Here is a 19,869-nt window from a genome sequence, read left to right as displayed (position 1 = left end):
TGTAAAGCCCTTTCTTTTTTATGATGCTATGTTATTCTATTCCTTTGAATATCCTATTCCATCTTATTTTAGATAATCCAGAACCTAATTCATCAAGACTCAACCAAGTAAATAATGCTTTACCGACTATATGATCCTCTGGAACAAAACCCCATCCACGTGAATCTAATGAATTGTGTCTATTGTCACCCATCATCCAATAATAATTCATTTTAAAGGTGTATGAATTAGCTTTAACCCCATTGATATAAATCCCATCGGTCTTATTCTCTAACTTATTTCCTTCATATACAGTAATTGCACGCTCATAAAGTGGCATGGTTGCACTATCTAATTGTACTGTCCAGCCTTTGCTAGGAATTTTAATTGGGCCAAAGTTATCAAAGTTCCAGTTCAGAGCAGATACATGTGGAAATGTTCCATCTTCATTCTCACCAGCTTTACGAATATTTGGTACCACTTCTTTGACATTCATCCAGCCTTTAACCATTGCAGCTTCATCTGCTGTCATAAAAACCTGATAAATATTAGGTTGACCGGTGTCTACTGTTTCTAATCGTTTATCTCTCATGACGCGCATATCTAATCCCGTTTGATCTGTTACCACGATATAGTCCAATTGTCCCTCAGGAGGATTAAAGCCAGGTTTACCATTCACATATAATACCGCATTTGACATGGAAACTTCATCACCTGGCATACCTACACAACGCTTGATATAATTCTCACGTTTATCAACAGGTCTGTTATAAGGAGCATCTGCTTCCATAGGATAATTAAATACAACAACATCATTTCTTTTGATGTCCTGAAATCCAGGCAAACGTTTATAAGGTAGTTCGATTAATTCAGAATAAGCTTTTCCACCTGTCAATGGCATCGTATGGTGCGCAAAAGGAAATGCCAATGGTGTCATCGGGACACGTGGCCCATAGTTTAGCTTACTGACAAACAAAAAGTCACCAACTAGCAACGTACGTTCCATAGAACCTGTTGGAATCATATAAGCTTCAATCAAGAAACCACGAATCAAAGAAGCGGCTACAGTTGCAAAAACAATTGCATCAGCCCATTCTCGAGCCATTGATTTTTTATAAAAATATTTCTTTTTAAACTCTTCAGAATTAGGATTTCCTAAGTACTTGACTAAAGGATCATTAGCCCATATGGGCAATACGATAAATGGAACTAAAACAGCCGCAGCATTTTCCCAAAATCGTCTTTTCCCAAATGCCTTTATCAAATCTAGGTATAGACCATAAAATATAAAGATATTTACAATCGGTACTAGTAATAAGATTACTATCCATTTTGCACGACCAGTCAATTGAGCCATTACATACTCCCGATAAAATGGAACTAGTGCTTCCCACCCCTGTCTGCCTGCTTTAACAAATAATTTCCAAAGCCCATAATGGGCTACAACTGTTAAGACGGCAAAAATAATATACCACATAAGTTTCTCTAAGTTTTATTTTTTAATAACCTAATATTTCAATTAGTATCATACCTATTAGGTTCGTTACAGAACCACGTAATTTTAACGTTAAAAAGTGAATTGCATTACCTATTAAAATCAAACATTTCTGTTACTTGATAGAATCCTTGTTTTCCAAATAACCATTCAGCGGCAATCACAGAACCTAAAGCAAAACCATCGCGATTATGTGCCGTATGTTTAAATTCGATCTGATCAACTTCCGAACTATACACAACCGTATGTGTTCCTGGTACCTCTTCAATCCGGTGACTTTCTATCAATAATTCGTTTGCTTTAGGGATGATCTCCTCTTCGCCATCGCCTACTAAAGAATTGACCCAAGCTGTTTTAACATCACTATTATTCAAAATTCCTTCAGCTATTGTAATAGCAGTTCCGCTTGGAGCATCTAATTTATGGATATGATGAATTTCTTCTACTTGCACATCGTATGCTTTATAAGGCTGAATTGCTTTGGCTAACATTTTATTGATGTGAAAAAAAATATTTACACCAATCGAAAAATTAGATCCATATAAAATCGACCCATCAACAGATAGACATCTCTCTTTAATCGCATCAAGATGTTCATACCAGCCAGTTGTTCCCATCACGATAGGAAGATTAGCTTCTAAACACAACTCCATATTCGATAATGCAGCCTGAGGTACACCAAAGTCAATCGCAACGTCCGCGCCTACTAAATTAGCCAACGTAATTAGGTTACGATTTTCACTATTGACAATCAAATGAATCTCATGCCCTCTCTTCTGAGCAAATTTCTCAATAATTTGGCCCATTTTGCCGTAGCCGAATAATACAATTTTCATATCTTTTTCAGATCATATTTAATAAAGAAGACCAAATTAGTATGTTGCAGTCATGCTTGAATACAAATTTAAGTTATATATTTTTATTTTATTTTCATGGATAATTTCAATCCAATATTTGGAACAGCATTATAAGCAAAATTTGTCGATGGTCCCTGTAAAACTGTAGGCCTAATTGTAAATGTTAACTTTTCAGAGTTAATGCTCCAACGATTTTTAATCATGGAATCTACATAAGCTTCAGCAACATTTAATCCGTATAAACCCACGGTCAAAAGCACCATGAGGTCACGATTACGGCGAGCATAATCCTTTGCACTGATAAGACCTTGGGTTTGAGCTCCTGCATATGCGGGATTATTTACCGCATTATTATTTTTATAACGGTAATCGAGTTCTGCAATAAGTTCTTTATAGTAACGATTATTAAAATCGAATACAAGCGCTGTAGATACAAATCCTCCGTAGATGATTGGTATTTTAATCCACCACAGACCTTTGTTTGTATACTGTCCCCATCCAGGAAGGATCAAAGATCGTTTCCAAGCTGTCGCAGTTTTTGCTTCAATAGCAAGACGTGTAGAATCCTTAAAAATTTTTGGAGTTTTTGCTTCTTCTTCGGCTTTTTCTCTCCGCTTTCTTTCTCTACGGCTTTCTTTTTTTATTGTATCCTGTACGGCTGAAACCTTTTTAGTTGAATCTGATACAGCAATAGTTTTTAAAGCCACTTTTCCTTTAGAATCAACTTTCTGTGCTTGTGCCACAAAAAATATAAAAATTGAAAACAATAAACTGATCGCTCTATACATCTTACCAGTCTAATAATTCCAAAATACGACTCAGATCATCTTCGGATTCAAAAGGAATTTCAATTGCTCCCTTTCCTTTTGCACTCTTCAGATTTAACTTGACCCGAGATGAAAACTTAGATGCCAAATCATCTTCAATTTTTTGAAATTGAAAAGATTTAGGTGCATTTTTATCCTTTTGTGTTTTCTTTTTATTTCCGTTTTGAATCTCGCGAACAAGTTCTTCTGCCTTACGTACAGACAGCCCTAAATCAACAATTAATTTGAAAATATACAATTGTTTATCAACCTCTGCAACATTAATAAGTGCACGAGCGTGTCCCATTGTCAATTCTCCGTCGCGGATAGCCGCTTGAATGACTGGCGGTAATTTTAATAGGCGCAGATAGTTAGTTACAGTAGAGCGGTTTTTACTTACCCGTTCCCCCAATTCCTCTTGTTTCAAATTACACTCTTCGATCATACGTTGAAAACTCAAAGCCACCTCGATAGCGTTCAGATTTTCACGTTGAATATTTTCGATCAAAGCCATTTCCAACATTTGTTGGTCATTAGCTGTCCGGATATAAGCAGGAATTTCAGTGATACCTGCCAATTTTGAAGCCCTGTAACGACGCTCTCCCGAAATTAACTGATAACTATTTTCACCGATTTTCCGAACAGTAATGGGTTGAATCAAACCTTGCAGTAGGATCGATTCAGAAAGTTCTTGCAATGCTTGGGGGTCAAAATCAGTACGGGGCTGAAATGGGTTCATTTCAATAGCATCCACATTTACCGTACTAATATTCCCAGATTCTTTTGATTTTTTTGGAGCCTCTATTCGAGATATTTCCGCATCTGAATTCCGTTCAGGCAGATCGGTACTATCATTTAATAAGGCACCTAATCCTCTTCCTAGACCTGTTTTTCGCTGTTGTGCTGCCATATTATAGTGTAACTGTTGAATCTAATTCTTTTAGATGTCCGTTCTTATGTAAAATTTCTCTAGCCAAATTTAAATAGTTGATAGCTCCTTTGCACGATGCATCGTGCATTATAACAGAAATACCAAAACTTGGGGCTTCACTCAATCGCGTATTACGCTGAATGATTGTATCAAATACTAAATCCGTAAAGTGTGTTTTGACCTCTTCTACCACTTGGTTGGATAAACGAAGACGTACATCGTACATCGTCAGCAAAATACCTTCAATTTCCAAACTGGTATTTAAACGTGTCTGAACGATTTTAATCGTATTCAATAATTTGCCTAATCCCTCAAGTGCAAAATACTCACACTGTACTGGTATCACAACCGAATTAGATGCGGATAATGCGTTAATGGTAATCAAACCGAGAGAAGGAGAACAATCAATAATGATAAAATCATAGTCATCTTTAACCTGATCTAAGATTTTTTTCATCTTATATTCACGTTCGTGCATATTGATCATTTCAATTTCAGCACCAACCAAATCAATATGAGCGGGTAATAAATCTAGGTTAGGGGTCTCTGTAGCTTGAATTGCATCGCGAGGATCCAAATCATTTACCAAACATTCATATATACTTTCCTTAATCGTTCTTGGATCAAATCCAATTCCAGAAGTAGAGTTTGCTTGCGGATCAGCGTCAACCAATAAGGTTTTATATTCTAAAACAGCTAAACTAGCCGCCAAATTGATTGATGTTGTCGTTTTACCAACACCACCCTTTTGATTTGCAATTGATATAATTTTACCCATTTCGAATGAAATTCTTTCTTTATAAAATATTATTTTGTGAATCTAAAGTCACAAAAAAGGATTATTCTGTTCATTCATAAATTCTTCCTTGTAAAAAACACTTAAATGGTGCTTATTTATTACTTTTGAAAGTATCTAAAGGAATAGATCCTCAAGATGCTAAGATACAAAAAATCAGGATATACATCCACTTTGTTCGGCGGGTTTTTATAAGTTACAACTAGACAATGATTTTAATAATTTCGGGAACGAATCGTCCCAAAAGTAAGACACTAAAAATTGCACAATACTATCAGAAGCAGTTAAAAAAAAGTGGCGAAAACTGTCAAATATTACCTTTAACAGATCTGCCTGCAGATGTTATTGTTTCTGATTTGTATGGTCAGAGAAGCGACGAATTTCAAAAAATACAACAACTTGTCTCCGATGCAGATAAATTTATTTTTATCACGCCAGAGTATAATGGAAGTATTCCTGGAGTACTTAAGATTTTTATAGATGCATGTAGTTTTCCAATTAGTTTTTATCATAAAAAAGCGGCATTAGTAGGCATTTCATCTGGGCGATACGGCAATTTGAGAGGAATAGATCACCTCACAGGGATTTGTAATTACTTACGGATGCATGTCTTACCTTTGAAAATATTTTTACCACAAATCCAAAATGAAATTAATGAGGAATACACTTTTATTCATGATGAAACAATTAGAGCCATAGATGAGCAAATTGAAGAGCTTATCCACTTTTAAAAAATAGAAGAAATTAAAATAGCCAATGCCACTCACATTGGCTATTTCATTTAACTCGAATTACATTCCAAATTTTCGTATTTTGTTTCAAAAACCAAAGCATATGAAATTAAAGTTATCATATCTCATATTATCACTTGCATTATTAACTTCTTGCAGGCAAATTCATGAAAATAACATCTTAACTTCAACAGAAGAGAAAGAAGGATGGCAATTACTCTTTAATGGAAAAGACATCAATAATTGGCACATTTACAATCAGGGAAACCAACCTTCCAAATGGATTGTAAAAGATGGGGCAATATTATGTGATCCCACAGTAAAAACGGGAATATTTGGAGACTTAGTTACCAATGAAACCTATGAAAATTTTGATTTAAAATTTGAATGGAAAGTTGCTAAAGGAGGAAATAGCGGTGTGTTTATCGATGTGCAAGAAGATCCAAAATATGATGCGACATTTGTGACAGGTCTTGAAATGCAACTTTTGGATAATGCCAATTCCGAACCACGTCATCAAGTAGATTCTACACATTGGGCAGGATCTCTTTACTCTGTAAAGGTTATTGGAACAAATTCGAAACCTAACCCTTTCAATGAATGGAATGCATCACGAATCATCCAAGATAAAGGCAAAGTTAGTTTTTGGCTAAATGGCAAATTGACATTCGAAGACAGCACCAATACACAAGCATGGATAGATATGGTCGCCAATACCAATATGAAAAACTATCCTGACTTTGGTACATTTCAAAAAGGAAAAATTGCGTTGCAAAACCATACAGATGAAGTTTCTTTCCGCAATATCAAAATAAAAGTATTGTAAATAGAAAGAGCAGGATTTTTCCTGCTCTTTCTAATTCCTTCATAATTAATATCCAAATAACTCTTCTAAAGTTAATTTCTTAACTTCTCCGAGCTTTTGCAGATCTTCCATTTTCATATTTTCGTCTTTTGCGACAATACAGTAAACGTATGGTCTACGACTCATTTCTTTATTGTGAAAAGTTTTTAAATCTGCAAAAGTTAATTGAGGCGCTTGCTCATATATATCTTTACGAATATCTGAGACAAGTCCTAATCGTTGAGCATTTAAATAATTTGATAAAATATCTGCATTTGTAATGCGATCACTTGCCAACGATTTAACCAAACTTACTTTAGCAATTTCCAAGGCTTTCGGAGCATCAGGTAAATCATTTAACAATTCATTCATTCCCACAACGGCTTCATTAAATTTATCTGCTTGTGTACCCACGTAAGCACCAACAGAATAATGATTTTCTTTCTTTGCAGGAGAAGCAAAATTGGCATAAGTAGAATAAGCTAGTGCTTTAGATTCTCTAATTGTCTGAAAGACGATACTTCCCATGCCACCACCAAAATACATATTAAATAAAGCTACAGTAGGACTGTATTTCGAATTATACAATTCTGAATTTCTAAACCAGAACACTTCCGCTTGTTTCATGTCAAAATTAGCAAATAACACTTGATTTTTAGGGGTAGGCAACTCTGCAAAATTATTCGCTTTCTGAACCTTAGTAAAATTGGTATTTGTATTTAAAGGCTTCAATACGGCAACAAGCTCACTCGTTGTTTTAGGGCCGTAATACAAAATCTGATGTTTCATATTCGCCAGCTCATGTAAAATACCAACTAAATCGGATGCTTTAATTGAATTTAGCTCCTCATCCGTAAGCACATTATTAAAAGGATTTTTAGAACCATATTTTGCATACGATTTTAGTCCTTCCATAATTAAAGCCTTATTCTCTTTTGCATTTGTCCTTGATTTTTTCAAACGTCCGATATAAGCTTTTAGGGCTTCCTCATCACCTACACTATTCTTCAGTAAATCTTGTATTAATGCAACTGTTTGCTCAAAATTTTCATTTAATCCTGAAATATTAATCCGCGTTTCTTCATTTCCGGAAGTCACCGAAAAATCAGATGCCAACTTATAAAATGCTTTACTGAAATCTTCACTTGATTTGTCTTTAGTTCCCAAAAACTCTAGATAATCTGCCGCAATAGCCAATAACTTATTATTCCATTTTCCAATATCATAGCGATAGGTCAAACTAAATAAAGCGTTATCCTTATTTTGAACAGCAATCACATCAACACCTTTTAAGGAACCCTTTTGGATATCTTTGGCATAATCTAACCAAACTGGTGAAATTTTACTTTCTGGCATTTTTGCAATAGATTTGAGAAAAGCAGACTGGTCATCACGGTTTACAACTACAGGCGTAATCGGTGGTTTCTCCACTTTTACAACATTATCATCAACACCCTTACGCTTATAGACTACCACATAATTATTATCATTCAGATATTTAGATGCAAAATCCATGATATCTTTTTTGGTAATTTTAGTTAAGTTATCCGAATAACTCAATTCTGTAGACCAATCTACACCAGAAGTAAAAGCATCCATCAATTCCTCAGCACGATTACTATAGCTTTCATTTCTTGAAATCTCCGATTTCTTTTCGTTGTTTACAATTGAAGTAATCAAATCATCAGAAAAATCTCCTTTGCGAAGTTTCTCCAGTTCTGCTAAAATCAAAGATTTGACATCATCTAAGGATTGCCCTTGGCTAGGATTTGCTTGCATAATCAACATTGAATAATCTTTCAGAACATAAGGGAATGCACCTGCACCCAATAATTTTTGAGATTTCACCAGATCCAGATCGATTAGGCCTGCGGAACCATTCGTCAACATATTTCCAAGCAGATTCAACATTTGTGCATCTTTAGTAGATGCTCCAGGAAAGCGAAATCCTAAAAACAAGAATTCAGACTCAGGGCCTTTAACTTCTCTAACTATAGGCTGCTTAATATCCTGTTCAGGGTCAAATTTATAAACTGGAATTTCCTTTGGTTGCATATAACTGAATGCTTGATCAATTTTCTTCACAACCTCATTTGGATCGAAATCACCGGACATAATTACCCCCATGTTGTTCGGAACATAGTAAGTATGAAAATATTCACGTATTGCTTTTAATGAAGGATTTTTTAAATGTTCTACCGTGCCGATAGTTGTTTGTTTTCCATAATTGTTATTAGGAAACATCGCTTCAAACATAGCCTCAACAGATTTACGTCCATCATTATCGAGCCCCCTATTTTTCTCTTCGTAAACAGCCTCTAGTTCTGTATGAAACAATCTTAATATGGGATTACGAAAACGTTCGGCTTGTACAGCAAGAAATTTATCGATGACATTGTTTGGAATATCCTCAGTATAAACGGTCTGTTCAAAAGAAGTGAAGGCATTGGTTCCCTCGGCACCCATTTCACTCATCAGCTTATCGTATTCATTGGCGATTGCATATTTAGCAGCCTCACCAGATACCTGATCGATTTGTTTATAGATTTCTTTACGTTTAGATTCGTCTTTTGTTGAATTGTATTGTTCATACAACCCATCAATCTGATCAAGTAATGGTTTTTCCTTCGCCCAATCTTTAGACCCAAATTTATCAGTCCCCTTGAAAAGCATATGTTCAAGATAATGCGCTAAACCCGTGTGATCTGCCGGATCTGTTTTACTACCAGCTTTAGTAGCAATATATGCCTGAATACGAGGAACCTTTTTTGAAGGACTCAAAATCACTGTTAAACCGTTTTTCAATGTATAAAAACGAGAATTTGTAGGGTCGTTAGTTACGTAACGATACGTATAGCCTTCTTCACGTGCCTCTTTCCAATCATACTTTTTCAACTGTGCAAAAGTTGTTACGCTAGATAAGAACACAAAAGCTATTACCGAAATAAATTTTAAATTCATTTATAATAAGTTTATAAAATACAATCAAATATATAAATGTTTCAAGGATAATTCGCAGTCTTCCCGCATCTTTAAAATCATAATCTTTTGGATGAGTTGAAGTTATTTTTTCCCAAGATCAATTAAAAACAGCTATGTGATACGGAATATAAAGTATATAGGAAATAGATAAAAATAGACTTAAACAAAAAAAGCATCGATAAAATCGATGCTTTAAAGTGGAGAATACTGGGTTCGAACCAGTGACCCTCTGCTTGTAAGGCAGATGCTCTGAACCAGCTGAGCTAATTCTCCTTTTCAGTATTTTAAAACACCTCTGTTTTTTGTGGAGAATACTGGGTTCGAACCAGTGACCCTCTGCTTGTAAGGCAGATGCTCTGAACCAGCTGAGCTAATTCTCCTTTTCAGTATTTTAAAACACCTCTGTTTTTTTGTGGAGAATACTGGGTTCGAACCAGTGACCCTCTGCTTGTAAGGCAGATGCTCTGAACCAGCTGAGCTAATTCTCCTTTTTAGTTATCGATACTTAATATCTTTCCCTAATTGCGTATGCAAATGTACAGCAAAATTTCGACTCTCAAAATTATTTCAAAAGTTTTTTACGCTTAAAAACGCAATCCACTAGAAGCCACCCACATAATTTTCAATATTTTTAATCATAGAATTTCCAAGAAACTCCAAATCGAATATTAGCGTCATTCATCGGATAACGACGAACAGTATAATAACCTTTTGGCAGTCCCAAATATTGATTTACAAAATTACAACTAATGAATAATGTGACGCGTTGAATGTTTGCAGTAGCCCAAGCGTCAAATATCGGATAAGTAGAAAATTTAATTCCAGCATTATCATTATAAAACTGACTGGCATTTATCGAATAAGATGGTGTTGTAAATGGGGAATTAAAACGTGCATCAACACCGATGTTAAAATCAACAACTTTATAAAGGACATTACTATAATACAAACTGTGCCATGTATATATTTCTGGTGTGGCAAGAACCGTCTGCTGATCCGTTTTTTGATAGACAATCAGATTGTCCAGTGTAAATCTTCTAAACTTAAACTTTTGTCCAACAGATATTTTCAAAAGATTAGCAGAGCTCAGTTGTGCAGGTTCGATTATTTTTGATAAGCGCGCATCATTTTGTGGATTATCTATCTCTCTAAAATAAAGATAGTTGTCCATCAAAAAGTATTCAACTTTACCGTTAAAACCAATTTTTGGATTACTATAATGGAAGGCTAAATTCTGGGTCTTGGTTTTGTCAAGATCCAGATCCCATTGATGGTACGTATAATTCATCCGATTAAATACCATCTCTGGAGACTTATTTTGAGAATAGGCTGAGACCGTTATTTTACCCACATTAGAGCTTAACAAAAAATCTGCTTTTGCCTCATATAGATAATCTCCAAAATTGTGTCCCATCACGATCTGATTCACCTTACCCGTAATATTGATTCGGTCAGAAAATTTATAGCCCAGCTCTCCTTTCAACATTCCATTTTGATAGAATCGGTTATTAATTCCGCTATCTGTATACCAGTACATATCATGTTGAAATCCTACATTCAATTTCGCTTCATTTTTAAAAATAGATTTCCCCCGTAAATAAAAACTATATTCAAATTCATTTGAAATCGAAGTAATCTCTGTTGTATCCTTGCTCAATTGAGAAGGCCCATATGGGAAAGCACCATTAGCATCAGTCTCGTTCTTAAAAAAGTTAAATTTCTGAAGACGAATTGAGCTGTTATGAGCAATGCTATTAGTAGGATAAATTTGCATCGTAGGTTTACCGGCATCAACGGTATCAATATGCCCCAAAAACATCGATTGACGAATAAAAAATGAATTATCCTGCCATTCGTTTCGAGGTCTATTATCCCCTAATCCCTGTAAACGCACAGGATATCGGTCTGCAGATTGTTTTTCAGCATCCTTAAAAATATTATCTGCCAAAATAGAACCATTCTCCGTTGCATCTAATTTATTAAAAATTAGATTCGACAATAAATTATAGCGATGATTTTCGGATTCATACCATGCAAACAAAGCTGATTTAATATCAGAATACTTCTGATTGGTGTAATATCCATCTGCCTTTGTAGCATGAAATTCGCCACCAATATTAAGTCTTGGATTTATATTTTGTGCAAGTCGAGCACGAAATACTTGATCATTAAAGAAAAATCCAACAGAGTAAAGTTCAGAAAATCGAGCTCGGGCTCTAAAATATTGGATAGAATCTGGGCGATATAACGTCCGTTCCAAGCTATGAAAACCACTTTGAAAACCGATAGTTTTAGTAGGTTGAAATAACAAATCGCGTGTTGCAAGACCATAAGAACCCAAATTGATACTCGGATTCCAAGGTAAATTCTGTTTATTATAATACTGAAAATTACGGTGCGAAGTATCGATTTGAACAGTATAAGTGCCTTTCTTCATCATATCCAATGTGGTATAACGAATATATTTAGCAGACAAAATCACAGAATCTTTTTTCGAATCCTCTTTTGCCCTAGCAGAGTCTATAGCACTACTCCATTCATCATTACTTTGTGCATGAACTTGATTTATAAAACCAATAATACAACAAAAAATCGCTAATAAGCGCAAGGTCACCTTCATTTATATTTGAACTAGCATTGTTGAAAACTATTGCAAAGCTATTAATTCTTTCAAAATTAACGTCATCTTTGGTTCAGCTTTTGCAGCGACATCTACGATATCTTGCAAAGAAACAGGTGTCAAATCTTCATGAAAACCTTCATCAGTAATCACAGAGATCGCAAACACAGGCAAATTCATATGATTTGCAACAATAACTTCTGGCACCGTACTCATACCAACAATATCACCACCGATAATGCTCATGTAACGATACTCTGCTTTAGTCTCTAAATTTGGACCTGGTGCGGCTACGTAAACTACCTGATGTGCACGAATCCCCTTCTCTTTGGCAATCTCCAATCCAAGCTTGATCATCTCCCAATTATAGGGTTGACTCATGTCTGGAAAACGAGGTCCAAACGCTGCTAAATTAGAACCACGTAAAGGATTATCAGGTAAAAGATTAATATGATCAGAGATAATTCCCAGATCACCCTTAAGAATAGCAGGATTTAAAGACCCTGAGGCATTTGAAACAAACAATTTCTGAATACCTAATACTTTCATGACACGGATCGGAAAAGTAATTTCGTTCATATTATATCCCTCATAATAATGTAGCCTCCCCTGCATCGCTATAACTTTACGACCATTAAGAGTGCCAAATATCAATTTACCAGAATGAAATTCTACTGTAGAGATTGGAAAGTTGGGGATATTGGAATACATTAAAGAAAACTGCACTTCGATCTCATCGACCAATTTACCTAAGCCAGTACCTAGTATTATTCCAAATTCAGGCTGAAAATCGCCTATTTTTTTGCGGATAAATCCTGCTGTTTCTTCTATCAATTGATACATACGTACAAAAAAACTAATTTAATCAAACTTAACTTAATTTTTTTGCACGTACAAATCACTTAACTTTTTTTAATTATGTGAAAGCTCTTGAACAGAGGCTTTACCTGGAGAGGTAAGGATCAACAATAAAAAGGTAATAAATCCATTAATGATAATTAAATCCAACCCAATAACATATGGTGTATAAACCTCAATAACATAAGTCTTCAAAATATATAAAATAACAGGAGATATCACACAGATAAAGGGTACAAGTTTGTCTTTAACAGCATATTTGGTAGCGATACCTACAACAAATAGTCCCAATAATGGTCCATAAGTATAGCTTGCGGCAGTAAAGATGGCATTTACAACAGAATCATCATTAATCAATTTAAAAACTAAGATCACCAACAGCATTACAATTGAAAAACCAAAATGGACATAATTTCGTTGTTTTACCAATAACGGGTCATTTGGATTCTCTTTTTTATTAAAATTCAAAAAATCTATACAATAAGAAGTCGTCAAGGCAGTCAGAGCTGAATCTGTAGTAGCGAAAGTAGCCGCTGTCAATCCCATCATAAATATAATTGCAGGAAGAAGTGCTAAATGATTTAAAGCAATTTCTGGATATAGATAATCACGAGTCGCCAACTGACTTATATTAATACCATTTTTCTCCGCATAGATATATAACAATGCTCCAACAGCCAAAAAGAAGATATTAATCACGACAAATACACTTGTAAAGGTAATCATATTCTTTTGGGCCTCTTTGATCGTTCCCATCGAAAGATTTTTTTGCATTAGATCCTGATCTAACCCAGTCATAGCAATTGTTACAAAAATACCTCCTAAAAATTGTTTCCAGAAATTAGCTTTGCTTCCAACAAAATCATCCCAAAAGAATATTTTAGAATAGCTACTTTCCTTCACGGCCTCAAAGGTGTCCACAATTCCAAAATTCAAACCCTTTGCCATAAAGTAGATGGATAAAATAACAGCTGTTATCAAAAACGTTGTCTGCAGTGTATCGGTTACGATAATAGTTTTCAAACCTCCCTTATTCGTATATAACCAAATCAGTAATAAACAAATAACAACTGTAACAACAAAAGGTATATTCCAAGCATCAAATATAAAATGTTGCAATACAATAGCAACTAAATAAAGGCGAAATGCAGAACCAATTGTTCTGGAAATAAGAAAAATAGCAGCACCGGTCTTATAAGTTGTATGTCCAAATCGCTCTTCTAAATAGGTATAGATAGAAGTAAGATTCATTCTATAATATAAAGGAAGTAATACATAAGCGATGATAACAAATCCTACCGCATTTCCCAATACAAATTGAAAGTAGCTAAATTCGGAAGCTCCAACTGCTCCAGGGACAGAAATAAAAGTCACCCCAGATAACGCGGTACCGATCATTCCAAAAGCAACCATGTACCATTTTGAATTACGATTTGCGACAAAGAATGTGGAGTTATCCGAAGACCCCTTTGATGTAAAATGCGCTACAGCAAGTAAAACAGCAAAGTAGATAACCAAAAAGGACAATAAAATTATTGGTGACATAAGTTTGTTTTATAATAGGTGATTGATGTTTAATGTGTTTCTTGGTACGCTTCTATCGCTTGACGTACATGACCAAATTTTTCCAACAATTCGGTCGCTTCTGCTTCAGTAGCATCCGTTTCATCCATAATAATACGTACTCCGCGCGCGACAAGTTTATGATTTGACAGTTGCATATCCACCATTTTATTTCCTTGTACACGACCCAATCGAATCATAATTGAGGTACTCAACATGTTCAATACTAATTTTTGAGCAGTACCAGCTTTCATACGAGTGGAGCCTGTCACAAATTCAGGTCCTACTACAACCTCTACTGGTAATTGTGCTTCTTTTGCGATAGGAGAACCACCATTACATACGATACAACCTGTTGCTAATCCCGCTGCATTAGCAGCCTTTAAACCACCTATTACATATGGAGTCGTTCCCGAAGCAGCAATACCAATCACCACATCTGTCTCATTAATACTATATTCAGCTAAATCTTTCCACGCTTGCTCCGTATCGTCCTCGGCAAACTCTACAGCTTTACGAATAGCCGTATCTCCTCCTGCAATCATTCCGATAATCCAATCAAAAGGAACCCCATATGTCGGTGGACATTCAGAAGCATCTAAAATACCTAATCGTCCACTTGTACCAGCCCCAATATAAAAAACGCGACCCCCGTTTTTCATCTTAGTAACACACTCATTCACTAAAGCCTCAATCTGAGGAATAGCTTTCTCAACAGCCATTGGGACGGTCTTATCTTCGTTATTAATATTCGTTAACAACTCCAAAACAGTCATTTTTTCTAAATCCTGGTAGTGCGATTCTTTTTCGGTTGTATTTATCATCCTATCTTCTATATTGTCCTTTATTCTATTGTACTAACTCACGGATATCTACAAATTGATATCCTTCTTTCTTTAACTGATCTACTATTTTTCCCAAGCGATCATAAAATTTATCTTTCCGACGTACATCTGTACCCATATGTACAAGCACGATAAATCCATTTAAACCATTGGGCTGTTTACTCTCTTTCCATATTCCCATTTCGATATCATCAGAAGATAAATATCGTTTTCCCATTTCTGGATAACTATAATCTGCCGCTGTTCGCAATCCTGGTGTATAATTAATGGGAATATACCCCATCTCCTTACTCCAAGTCACAATCTCTTTATTATACCATTCATACGATGGAATAAAATATTTATTATCACTTCGAAAACCCAATTTATCAAGTTCTCTAAAATTCATCTCCAAATCGTGCATGAATGAATCTTTTGTTACTAATAATCCATTTCTATTACTCCAATCACTAAACAACAGATGTTTATCAGAATGTGCAGAAAGATAATGTTTATTCTTTTTAATCTCATCTATAACAGAATGAAATTTTGGTGTCCTCAAAAAATCTCCTGTTAAAAAAAATGATCCTTTTATAGACTTTTGCTTTAATATCTTCAGTACTTTTAATCCCCCCTCAGCCAAATCGTGTCCCGTAAAAACAAGTGCAAGCCTTTTTTGCAGACTATCACCTCTTATGATCGCTCCATAAGAATCCAACACTACTTTTTTATCGGAGGCTCCTCCAATGCCTTTTGCTCTTGAGAAGCCAACAGATATATCAAAGAAGCGGTACCATCCATTGTAGGTTCATTCGTACTATAGTCCCCGTAATCATCATGATAAACAACTAAATCACTTTGAAATGCTGCATACGGATCCTCATTCAACAACTTGATACCAATCAGATTACGATATGTCGAAGTCATAATAGGACCATCGACCAATCCACCATCAATTGGAAAATTCTTTAAATGGGTAAAAGCAGAATGTGGATTAACCGGTGTATCGCCCCAAGAAGGTAAGCCATAAACCATGCTAGTCCCCCAAGGATTAGTCCCAAACAGCCAATCTATATTTGACTGCGCCAATTCATCATATCTTATATCTTGTGTCAATTCTTTATACCATAAACACTGAATAGCAAAGGATACAGTCAAATTGTTACTGCACCAAATAAAAGGTACTCCTCGATAGAAGGCATTAGTTTGAGCTCTAGCTAAGACAGCATCTATTCCAGACTTATAGTATGAGACAATCTCCTCGCGATCATTGCCTTTTAATTGTTTTCCTAATTCATAATGACCAAGATTAATGAATGGATACCACTGATAATGTGCCGCAGTATCGCTTGTCATCCAAGGCGTAATCTTTTCCTGTCGAGCATATTCCATGGACTCCTTTAAAAACTTCTTTTTGTTAGTCGCCCCATAAAACATTGCACCTGCCAACTCCATATCATCTACCCAATTATCCTCAGCATAGATATAGGGCGATTTTACCGATACCGTTTGCGTTACTCCTGGCTTTATCAATGCAAAGCTATAGGCAGTTTTTGCTTTTTTGGCCAAGATTTTTGCATATCTACGATCATCATTTTGAAACAAAGAACTACCCAGATGAAAAGCACTTGAGAATTTAGCTGCTGTAGAACTTGTTCCCGTCGTATTATTCATAAATTTACCACGTTGCTGTGGTTCGCCATCAATAAAATACACTGGTCTTTCAAATCCTCTTCCATAAAAAGGATCTTCACCAGGCATTCTCATATTGGTATGATCGCGATCATCTGCAATTTGGTTAAACATTAAATTCGGAGCAGGATGCATCTTGATCAACCAATCCAATCCCCATTTAGCCTCATCAAGCACATCAGCACGACCATTTTTTCCATCCAATCCATTTGCCTGCTTTTGGTCACCAAATACTTTTGGGAAATCCCGATAAGCAGCCAAAAGGTGATAAGTTGCATTTGCTGAGGTCGTAGAATATTGCAAATAGTCAGAAGCATCGTGCCAACCTCCACCAGCATCAATACGCGTACTATCAGCAATACCAACCTTATTTGCATGTAATACAAAACCATCGTGTGTATGACAACTATCTTGTAGATATGGATTAAACAGTGTTCTTTGTTGACGCATATAACGGAGCGCAAAATCTGCAGCCCCTTTATAAACATCTTTTCCAATCTTAAAGACAGGTGATTTCACCTCTCCAACCTTTAAATAATAAGAACCTGTATCACGGAATGCTGAAAAATCAAATCTATAGCTCTGAACAAAAGGTCCATATGAACCATAATCTTTACCAATAGTATTAGAGAACACGCGTTTTGTTGTTTTCACCTCTATCAATTCAAATTCAGTATAATTTCCTTTTACCTTTCCTCCAAATACCGCAACCTTTATACCTGTAGGTGTATAACCTAATTGGTTCACTCTAATCCATGCTTGTTTTTGCGCTTTCGCAAAGTTAAAAACAAAACATGCAAAAACAAGCATAAAAATTCGCAGTAAATGTAATAAGTTTTGTGTATTTAATTTCATAATTTAGAACTTTTATAAAGTTAAAATTTTAGTTTAACAATCTTACCATCCATTGTGCTGCAAACAAGCTCATTATTATCCAAAACTAATGTTGGATTAACCATACCGTTTGAAATTTTATATTGCCAAAGCACATGACCTGACTTAGCATCTACTGCAGACAATAATCCAGAATGACTCGGTACAAAAACAATTTTATCATTAGTATTTATCGCAGAAGGAGCTAATTCATAAGGAAGTTTCAAATTAGATTTCCAGGCGACATCCATTTGATTACCTTTTGTGGAAACTCCAAGTAAATCGCCATCCATTGTTTTCACATAAACATATTTATGGTCAGCAGAAAGTCCCATGGATTCCCTAACACGAATTGTATCTTTTTTCTCTCTCCAAATAACTTGTCCATCTTCTGCATTTAATGCCGTCATATAACGATCTGGTGCCACTACAAAAATGGTATTATTCACTCCAACAGGGTAACAAGCTGCTGCAGAAAACATGCGATTAGCATGTCCATTATTCCACTCCCATTCCAAAGCACCCGACTTTGCATTTAAAGCATAAAAGCCATTTCCCCATGAACCGAAAATTAGGAGATCTTGATAGTATGTCGGAAGAGTAGAAACATATCCTTTCACCCCATTAAAATTCCATTTTTGTTTTCCCGTCAATACATCCAATGCTCTAAAAACTCCATCAGATCCACCCATATATGCTATACCCTTATGAATCAAAGGTGAGCCGAGAACAGCTTTTTCTGTTTTCACTTTCCATCTCAACATACCAGTCTCTGCATCTATACCATAAATATAATGATCAGAAGAGCCTACCACTACAACACCTTTCCATGCCGCAGGTGTTGAATATACTTTACCTCCCGTTTTGAATGACCACTTCTTTTTGCCTGTTTTGCGATCCAACGCAAAAATATTACCTGAGGTATTGGCCGTAATAATGCAATCTTTATATAAGGACATTCCAGCACCAATATCACTTGCATCTTGAAACTCCCAAGCTACAGAGACTCGAGACGCATATTTATCATTAACGGTGTAACTAGGTCGCGGATATTTCTTTTTATCCAATTCAAAATGATGATTTTCTAATGTGACCACTGCCCAAGGATCCAAATAGCGTCCATCAGATGTACGTTCTTGATAAGTAGCCTTACCCTGGTCGATCGTTACAATATTATAACCACCATATTCATTCTTTGCACGGAGATTTGATCTTCCCATTATCCCGGGTATACCTTCCCAATCGTATAATTTGTTTACATGACCATGTCCGCAAAAAGCCAATTGCACATTCCTTGACTTTACTCGATCCAAAGCTTCAAACCAATTATTTAAAGAAGAATCCTGTGGATAATGATTAATGTATATCAAAGGCATCTTACTGTCGGGATTAGCATTAAAAATTGAATCCATCCAAACAAGATTTTCACGCGGAATTTGTCCTGGACTCATCCGCATATTTGGCCCTGAATTAGTCCCTAAAAACATGAAACCTTTATGTTTAAAAAAGAAAGTTTCACCTCCAAAAACACGTCGAAAAGTATTGGCCCCATTTTCAGACCAGTTACCATCATGATTACCAGGAATTACATACCAAGGCAAAGACAAGCTATCCAATATTTGTTTAGCCAGTATCAATTCATGATCGGCACCAAATTCGGTTATATCACCTGAAAGGATAACAAAATCAATATCTTTTAAAGTATTCAGATCTTTTACTGTACGACGCAAATCTTCTTCACCTGTCGCTCCCCCAACATGTGTATCGGTGACATGAGCAAATTTGAAAGATTGTGCATTCAATATATTAAATGCAAAAATCAACATGCAAATAATACTATAGGTTCTTTTTATCATCATAGGAATTAATTCGTATTGTAAAGATAGTCATAAAAAATAAAATAATGCGTTTTTATGCAACTTTATAAAGCAAATAACATAAATACGCAGTCATGCTGGCAACACAGTAAGATTATTTTGTCAAATTGAATTTAAAGTGTAGTGTCCTAGAATAGGTTG

At 35.5% G+C, this 19,869-nt stretch carries 15 protein-coding genes and 3 tRNA genes; 2 read left to right on the top strand and 16 right to left on the bottom strand.

The genetic code is table 11. The annotated features are described in order from the left end of the window. Positions 1-31 precede the first annotated feature (31 nt). From lepB to B3P23_RS07775, 5 genes are all read right to left on the bottom strand, one after another. Positions 32-1,456: a signal peptidase I gene (lepB, locus tag B3P23_RS07795; RefSeq protein ID WP_045755793.1), complete on the bottom strand. Its 1,425-nt coding sequence runs from the start codon at positions 1,454-1,456 to the stop codon at positions 32-34. A 107-nt stretch (positions 1,457-1,563) separates the two neighbouring features. Then, positions 1,564-2,310: a 4-hydroxy-tetrahydrodipicolinate reductase gene (gene dapB, locus B3P23_RS07790; protein WP_094773185.1), complete on the bottom strand. Its 747-nt coding sequence runs from the start codon at positions 2,308-2,310 to the stop codon at positions 1,564-1,566. An 83-nt stretch (positions 2,311-2,393) separates the two neighbouring features. Further along, positions 2,394-3,119, bottom strand: a complete 726-nt coding sequence (locus B3P23_RS07785; RefSeq protein ID WP_045755795.1) for a DUF5683 domain-containing protein — start codon at positions 3,117-3,119, stop codon at positions 2,394-2,396. A gap of 1 nt (position 3,120) precedes the next feature. Further along, positions 3,121-4,047, bottom strand: coding sequence for a ParB/RepB/Spo0J family partition protein (locus B3P23_RS07780; protein ID WP_045755796.1), 927 nt, complete (start codon positions 4,045-4,047; stop codon positions 3,121-3,123). Position 4,048: 1 nt separating this feature from the next. Next, positions 4,049-4,846: a ParA family protein gene (locus B3P23_RS07775; protein ID WP_045755797.1), complete on the bottom strand. Its 798-nt coding sequence runs from the start codon at positions 4,844-4,846 to the stop codon at positions 4,049-4,051. 227 nt (positions 4,847-5,073) lie between these two features. On the opposite strand from B3P23_RS07775, the gene B3P23_RS07770 reads away from it, so the two are divergent. Next, positions 5,074-5,595 carry an NADPH-dependent FMN reductase gene (locus B3P23_RS07770; RefSeq protein WP_045755798.1) on the top strand — a complete coding sequence of 174 codons (522 nt, stop codon included), beginning with the start codon at positions 5,074-5,076 and terminating at the stop codon, positions 5,593-5,595. Positions 5,596-5,698: 103 nt separating this feature from the next. Then, the gene (locus tag B3P23_RS07765; RefSeq protein ID WP_066852787.1) at positions 5,699-6,421 is read left to right on the top strand and encodes a 3-keto-disaccharide hydrolase; all 723 of its coding nucleotides are present in this window, start codon (positions 5,699-5,701) and stop codon (positions 6,419-6,421) included. Between the two features lie 45 nt (positions 6,422-6,466). Here the strand turns inward: B3P23_RS07765 and B3P23_RS07760 are convergent, their stop codons facing one another. The 11 genes from B3P23_RS07760 to B3P23_RS07710 form a co-directional block, all read right to left on the bottom strand. After that, a complete protein-coding gene (locus tag B3P23_RS07760; RefSeq protein WP_293925300.1) occupies positions 6,467-9,400 on the bottom strand; it encodes a M16 family metallopeptidase in 2,934 nt (977 codons plus the stop codon). Positions 9,401-9,619: 219 nt separating this feature from the next. Beyond that, positions 9,620-9,694, bottom strand: a tRNA-Val gene (locus tag B3P23_RS07755). Positions 9,695-9,726: 32 nt separating this feature from the next. After that, a tRNA-Val gene (locus B3P23_RS07750) sits at positions 9,727-9,801 on the bottom strand. Between the two features lie 33 nt (positions 9,802-9,834). Continuing rightward, positions 9,835-9,909, bottom strand: a tRNA-Val gene (locus B3P23_RS07745). 143 nt (positions 9,910-10,052) lie between these two features. Continuing rightward, positions 10,053-12,041 carry a putative porin gene (locus B3P23_RS07740; RefSeq protein ID WP_045753104.1) on the bottom strand — a complete coding sequence of 663 codons (1,989 nt, stop codon included), beginning with the start codon at positions 12,039-12,041 and terminating at the stop codon, positions 10,053-10,055. A 27-nt stretch (positions 12,042-12,068) separates the two neighbouring features. Next, entirely contained in the window at positions 12,069-12,884 is an 816-nt protein-coding gene (locus tag B3P23_RS07735; protein WP_293925299.1) for a purine-nucleoside phosphorylase, read from the bottom strand. Between the two features lie 69 nt (positions 12,885-12,953). Beyond that, positions 12,954-14,444 (bottom strand): sodium:solute symporter, encoded by a 1,491-nt coding sequence (locus B3P23_RS07730; RefSeq protein ID WP_045753102.1) that lies wholly within the window; start codon positions 14,442-14,444, stop codon positions 12,954-12,956. 29 nt (positions 14,445-14,473) lie between these two features. Continuing rightward, on the bottom strand, positions 14,474-15,286 hold the full coding sequence (murQ, locus tag B3P23_RS07725) for an N-acetylmuramic acid 6-phosphate etherase (RefSeq protein ID WP_045753101.1): 813 nt from the start codon (positions 15,284-15,286) through the stop codon (positions 14,474-14,476). Positions 15,287-15,311: 25 nt separating this feature from the next. Continuing rightward, positions 15,312-16,007, bottom strand: coding sequence for a polysaccharide deacetylase family protein (locus B3P23_RS07720; RefSeq protein ID WP_248755503.1), 696 nt, complete (start codon positions 16,005-16,007; stop codon positions 15,312-15,314). Then, a complete protein-coding gene (locus B3P23_RS07715) occupies positions 16,007-17,833 on the bottom strand; it encodes a glycoside hydrolase family 9 protein (protein ID WP_293925298.1) in 1,827 nt (608 codons plus the stop codon). The genes B3P23_RS07720 and B3P23_RS07715 overlap by 1 nt, the downstream gene beginning before the upstream one ends. Before the next feature lie 20 nt (positions 17,834-17,853). Further along, positions 17,854-19,710 carry a PQQ-binding-like beta-propeller repeat protein gene (locus tag B3P23_RS07710; RefSeq protein ID WP_293925297.1) on the bottom strand — a complete coding sequence of 619 codons (1,857 nt, stop codon included), beginning with the start codon at positions 19,708-19,710 and terminating at the stop codon, positions 17,854-17,856. Positions 19,711-19,869: the final 159 nt, after the last annotated feature.

Source organism: Sphingobacterium sp. UBA6320 (assembly GCF_002440335.1).
In the GTDB taxonomy this organism is placed as follows: domain Bacteria; phylum Bacteroidota; class Bacteroidia; order Sphingobacteriales; family Sphingobacteriaceae; genus Sphingobacterium.
This window is presented reverse-complemented; position numbering and strand designations above follow the sequence as displayed.

Excerpts from the sequence above, each read along its gene's own strand:
- lepB (WP_045755793.1), bottom strand. The coding sequence starts at position 1,456 with ATGTGGTATATTATTTTTGCCGTCTTAACAGTTGTAGCCCATTATGGG.
- dapB (WP_094773185.1), bottom strand. The coding sequence starts at position 2,310 with ATGAAAATTGTATTATTCGGCTACGGCAAAATGGGCCAAATTATTGAG.
- B3P23_RS07785 (WP_045755795.1), bottom strand. The coding sequence starts at position 3,119 with ATGTATAGAGCGATCAGTTTATTGTTTTCAATTTTTATATTTTTTGTG.
- B3P23_RS07780 (WP_045755796.1), bottom strand. The coding sequence starts at position 4,047 with ATGGCAGCACAACAGCGAAAAACAGGTCTAGGAAGAGGATTAGGTGCC.
- B3P23_RS07775 (WP_045755797.1), bottom strand. The coding sequence starts at position 4,846 with ATGGGTAAAATTATATCAATTGCAAATCAAAAGGGTGGTGTTGGTAAA.
- B3P23_RS07770 (WP_045755798.1), top strand. The coding sequence starts at position 5,074 with ATGATTTTAATAATTTCGGGAACGAATCGTCCCAAAAGTAAGACACTA.
- B3P23_RS07765 (WP_066852787.1), top strand. The coding sequence starts at position 5,699 with ATGAAATTAAAGTTATCATATCTCATATTATCACTTGCATTATTAACT.
- B3P23_RS07760 (WP_293925300.1), bottom strand. The coding sequence starts at position 9,400 with ATGAATTTAAAATTTATTTCGGTAATAGCTTTTGTGTTCTTATCTAGC.
- B3P23_RS07740 (WP_045753104.1), bottom strand. The coding sequence starts at position 12,041 with ATGAAGGTGACCTTGCGCTTATTAGCGATTTTTTGTTGTATTATTGGT.
- B3P23_RS07735 (WP_293925299.1), bottom strand. The coding sequence starts at position 12,884 with ATGTATCAATTGATAGAAGAAACAGCAGGATTTATCCGCAAAAAAATA.
- B3P23_RS07730 (WP_045753102.1), bottom strand. The coding sequence starts at position 14,444 with ATGTCACCAATAATTTTATTGTCCTTTTTGGTTATCTACTTTGCTGTT.
- murQ (WP_045753101.1), bottom strand. The coding sequence starts at position 15,286 with ATGATAAATACAACCGAAAAAGAATCGCACTACCAGGATTTAGAAAAA.
- B3P23_RS07715 (WP_293925298.1), bottom strand. The coding sequence starts at position 17,833 with ATGAAATTAAATACACAAAACTTATTACATTTACTGCGAATTTTTATG.
- B3P23_RS07710 (WP_293925297.1), bottom strand. The coding sequence starts at position 19,710 with ATGATGATAAAAAGAACCTATAGTATTATTTGCATGTTGATTTTTGCA.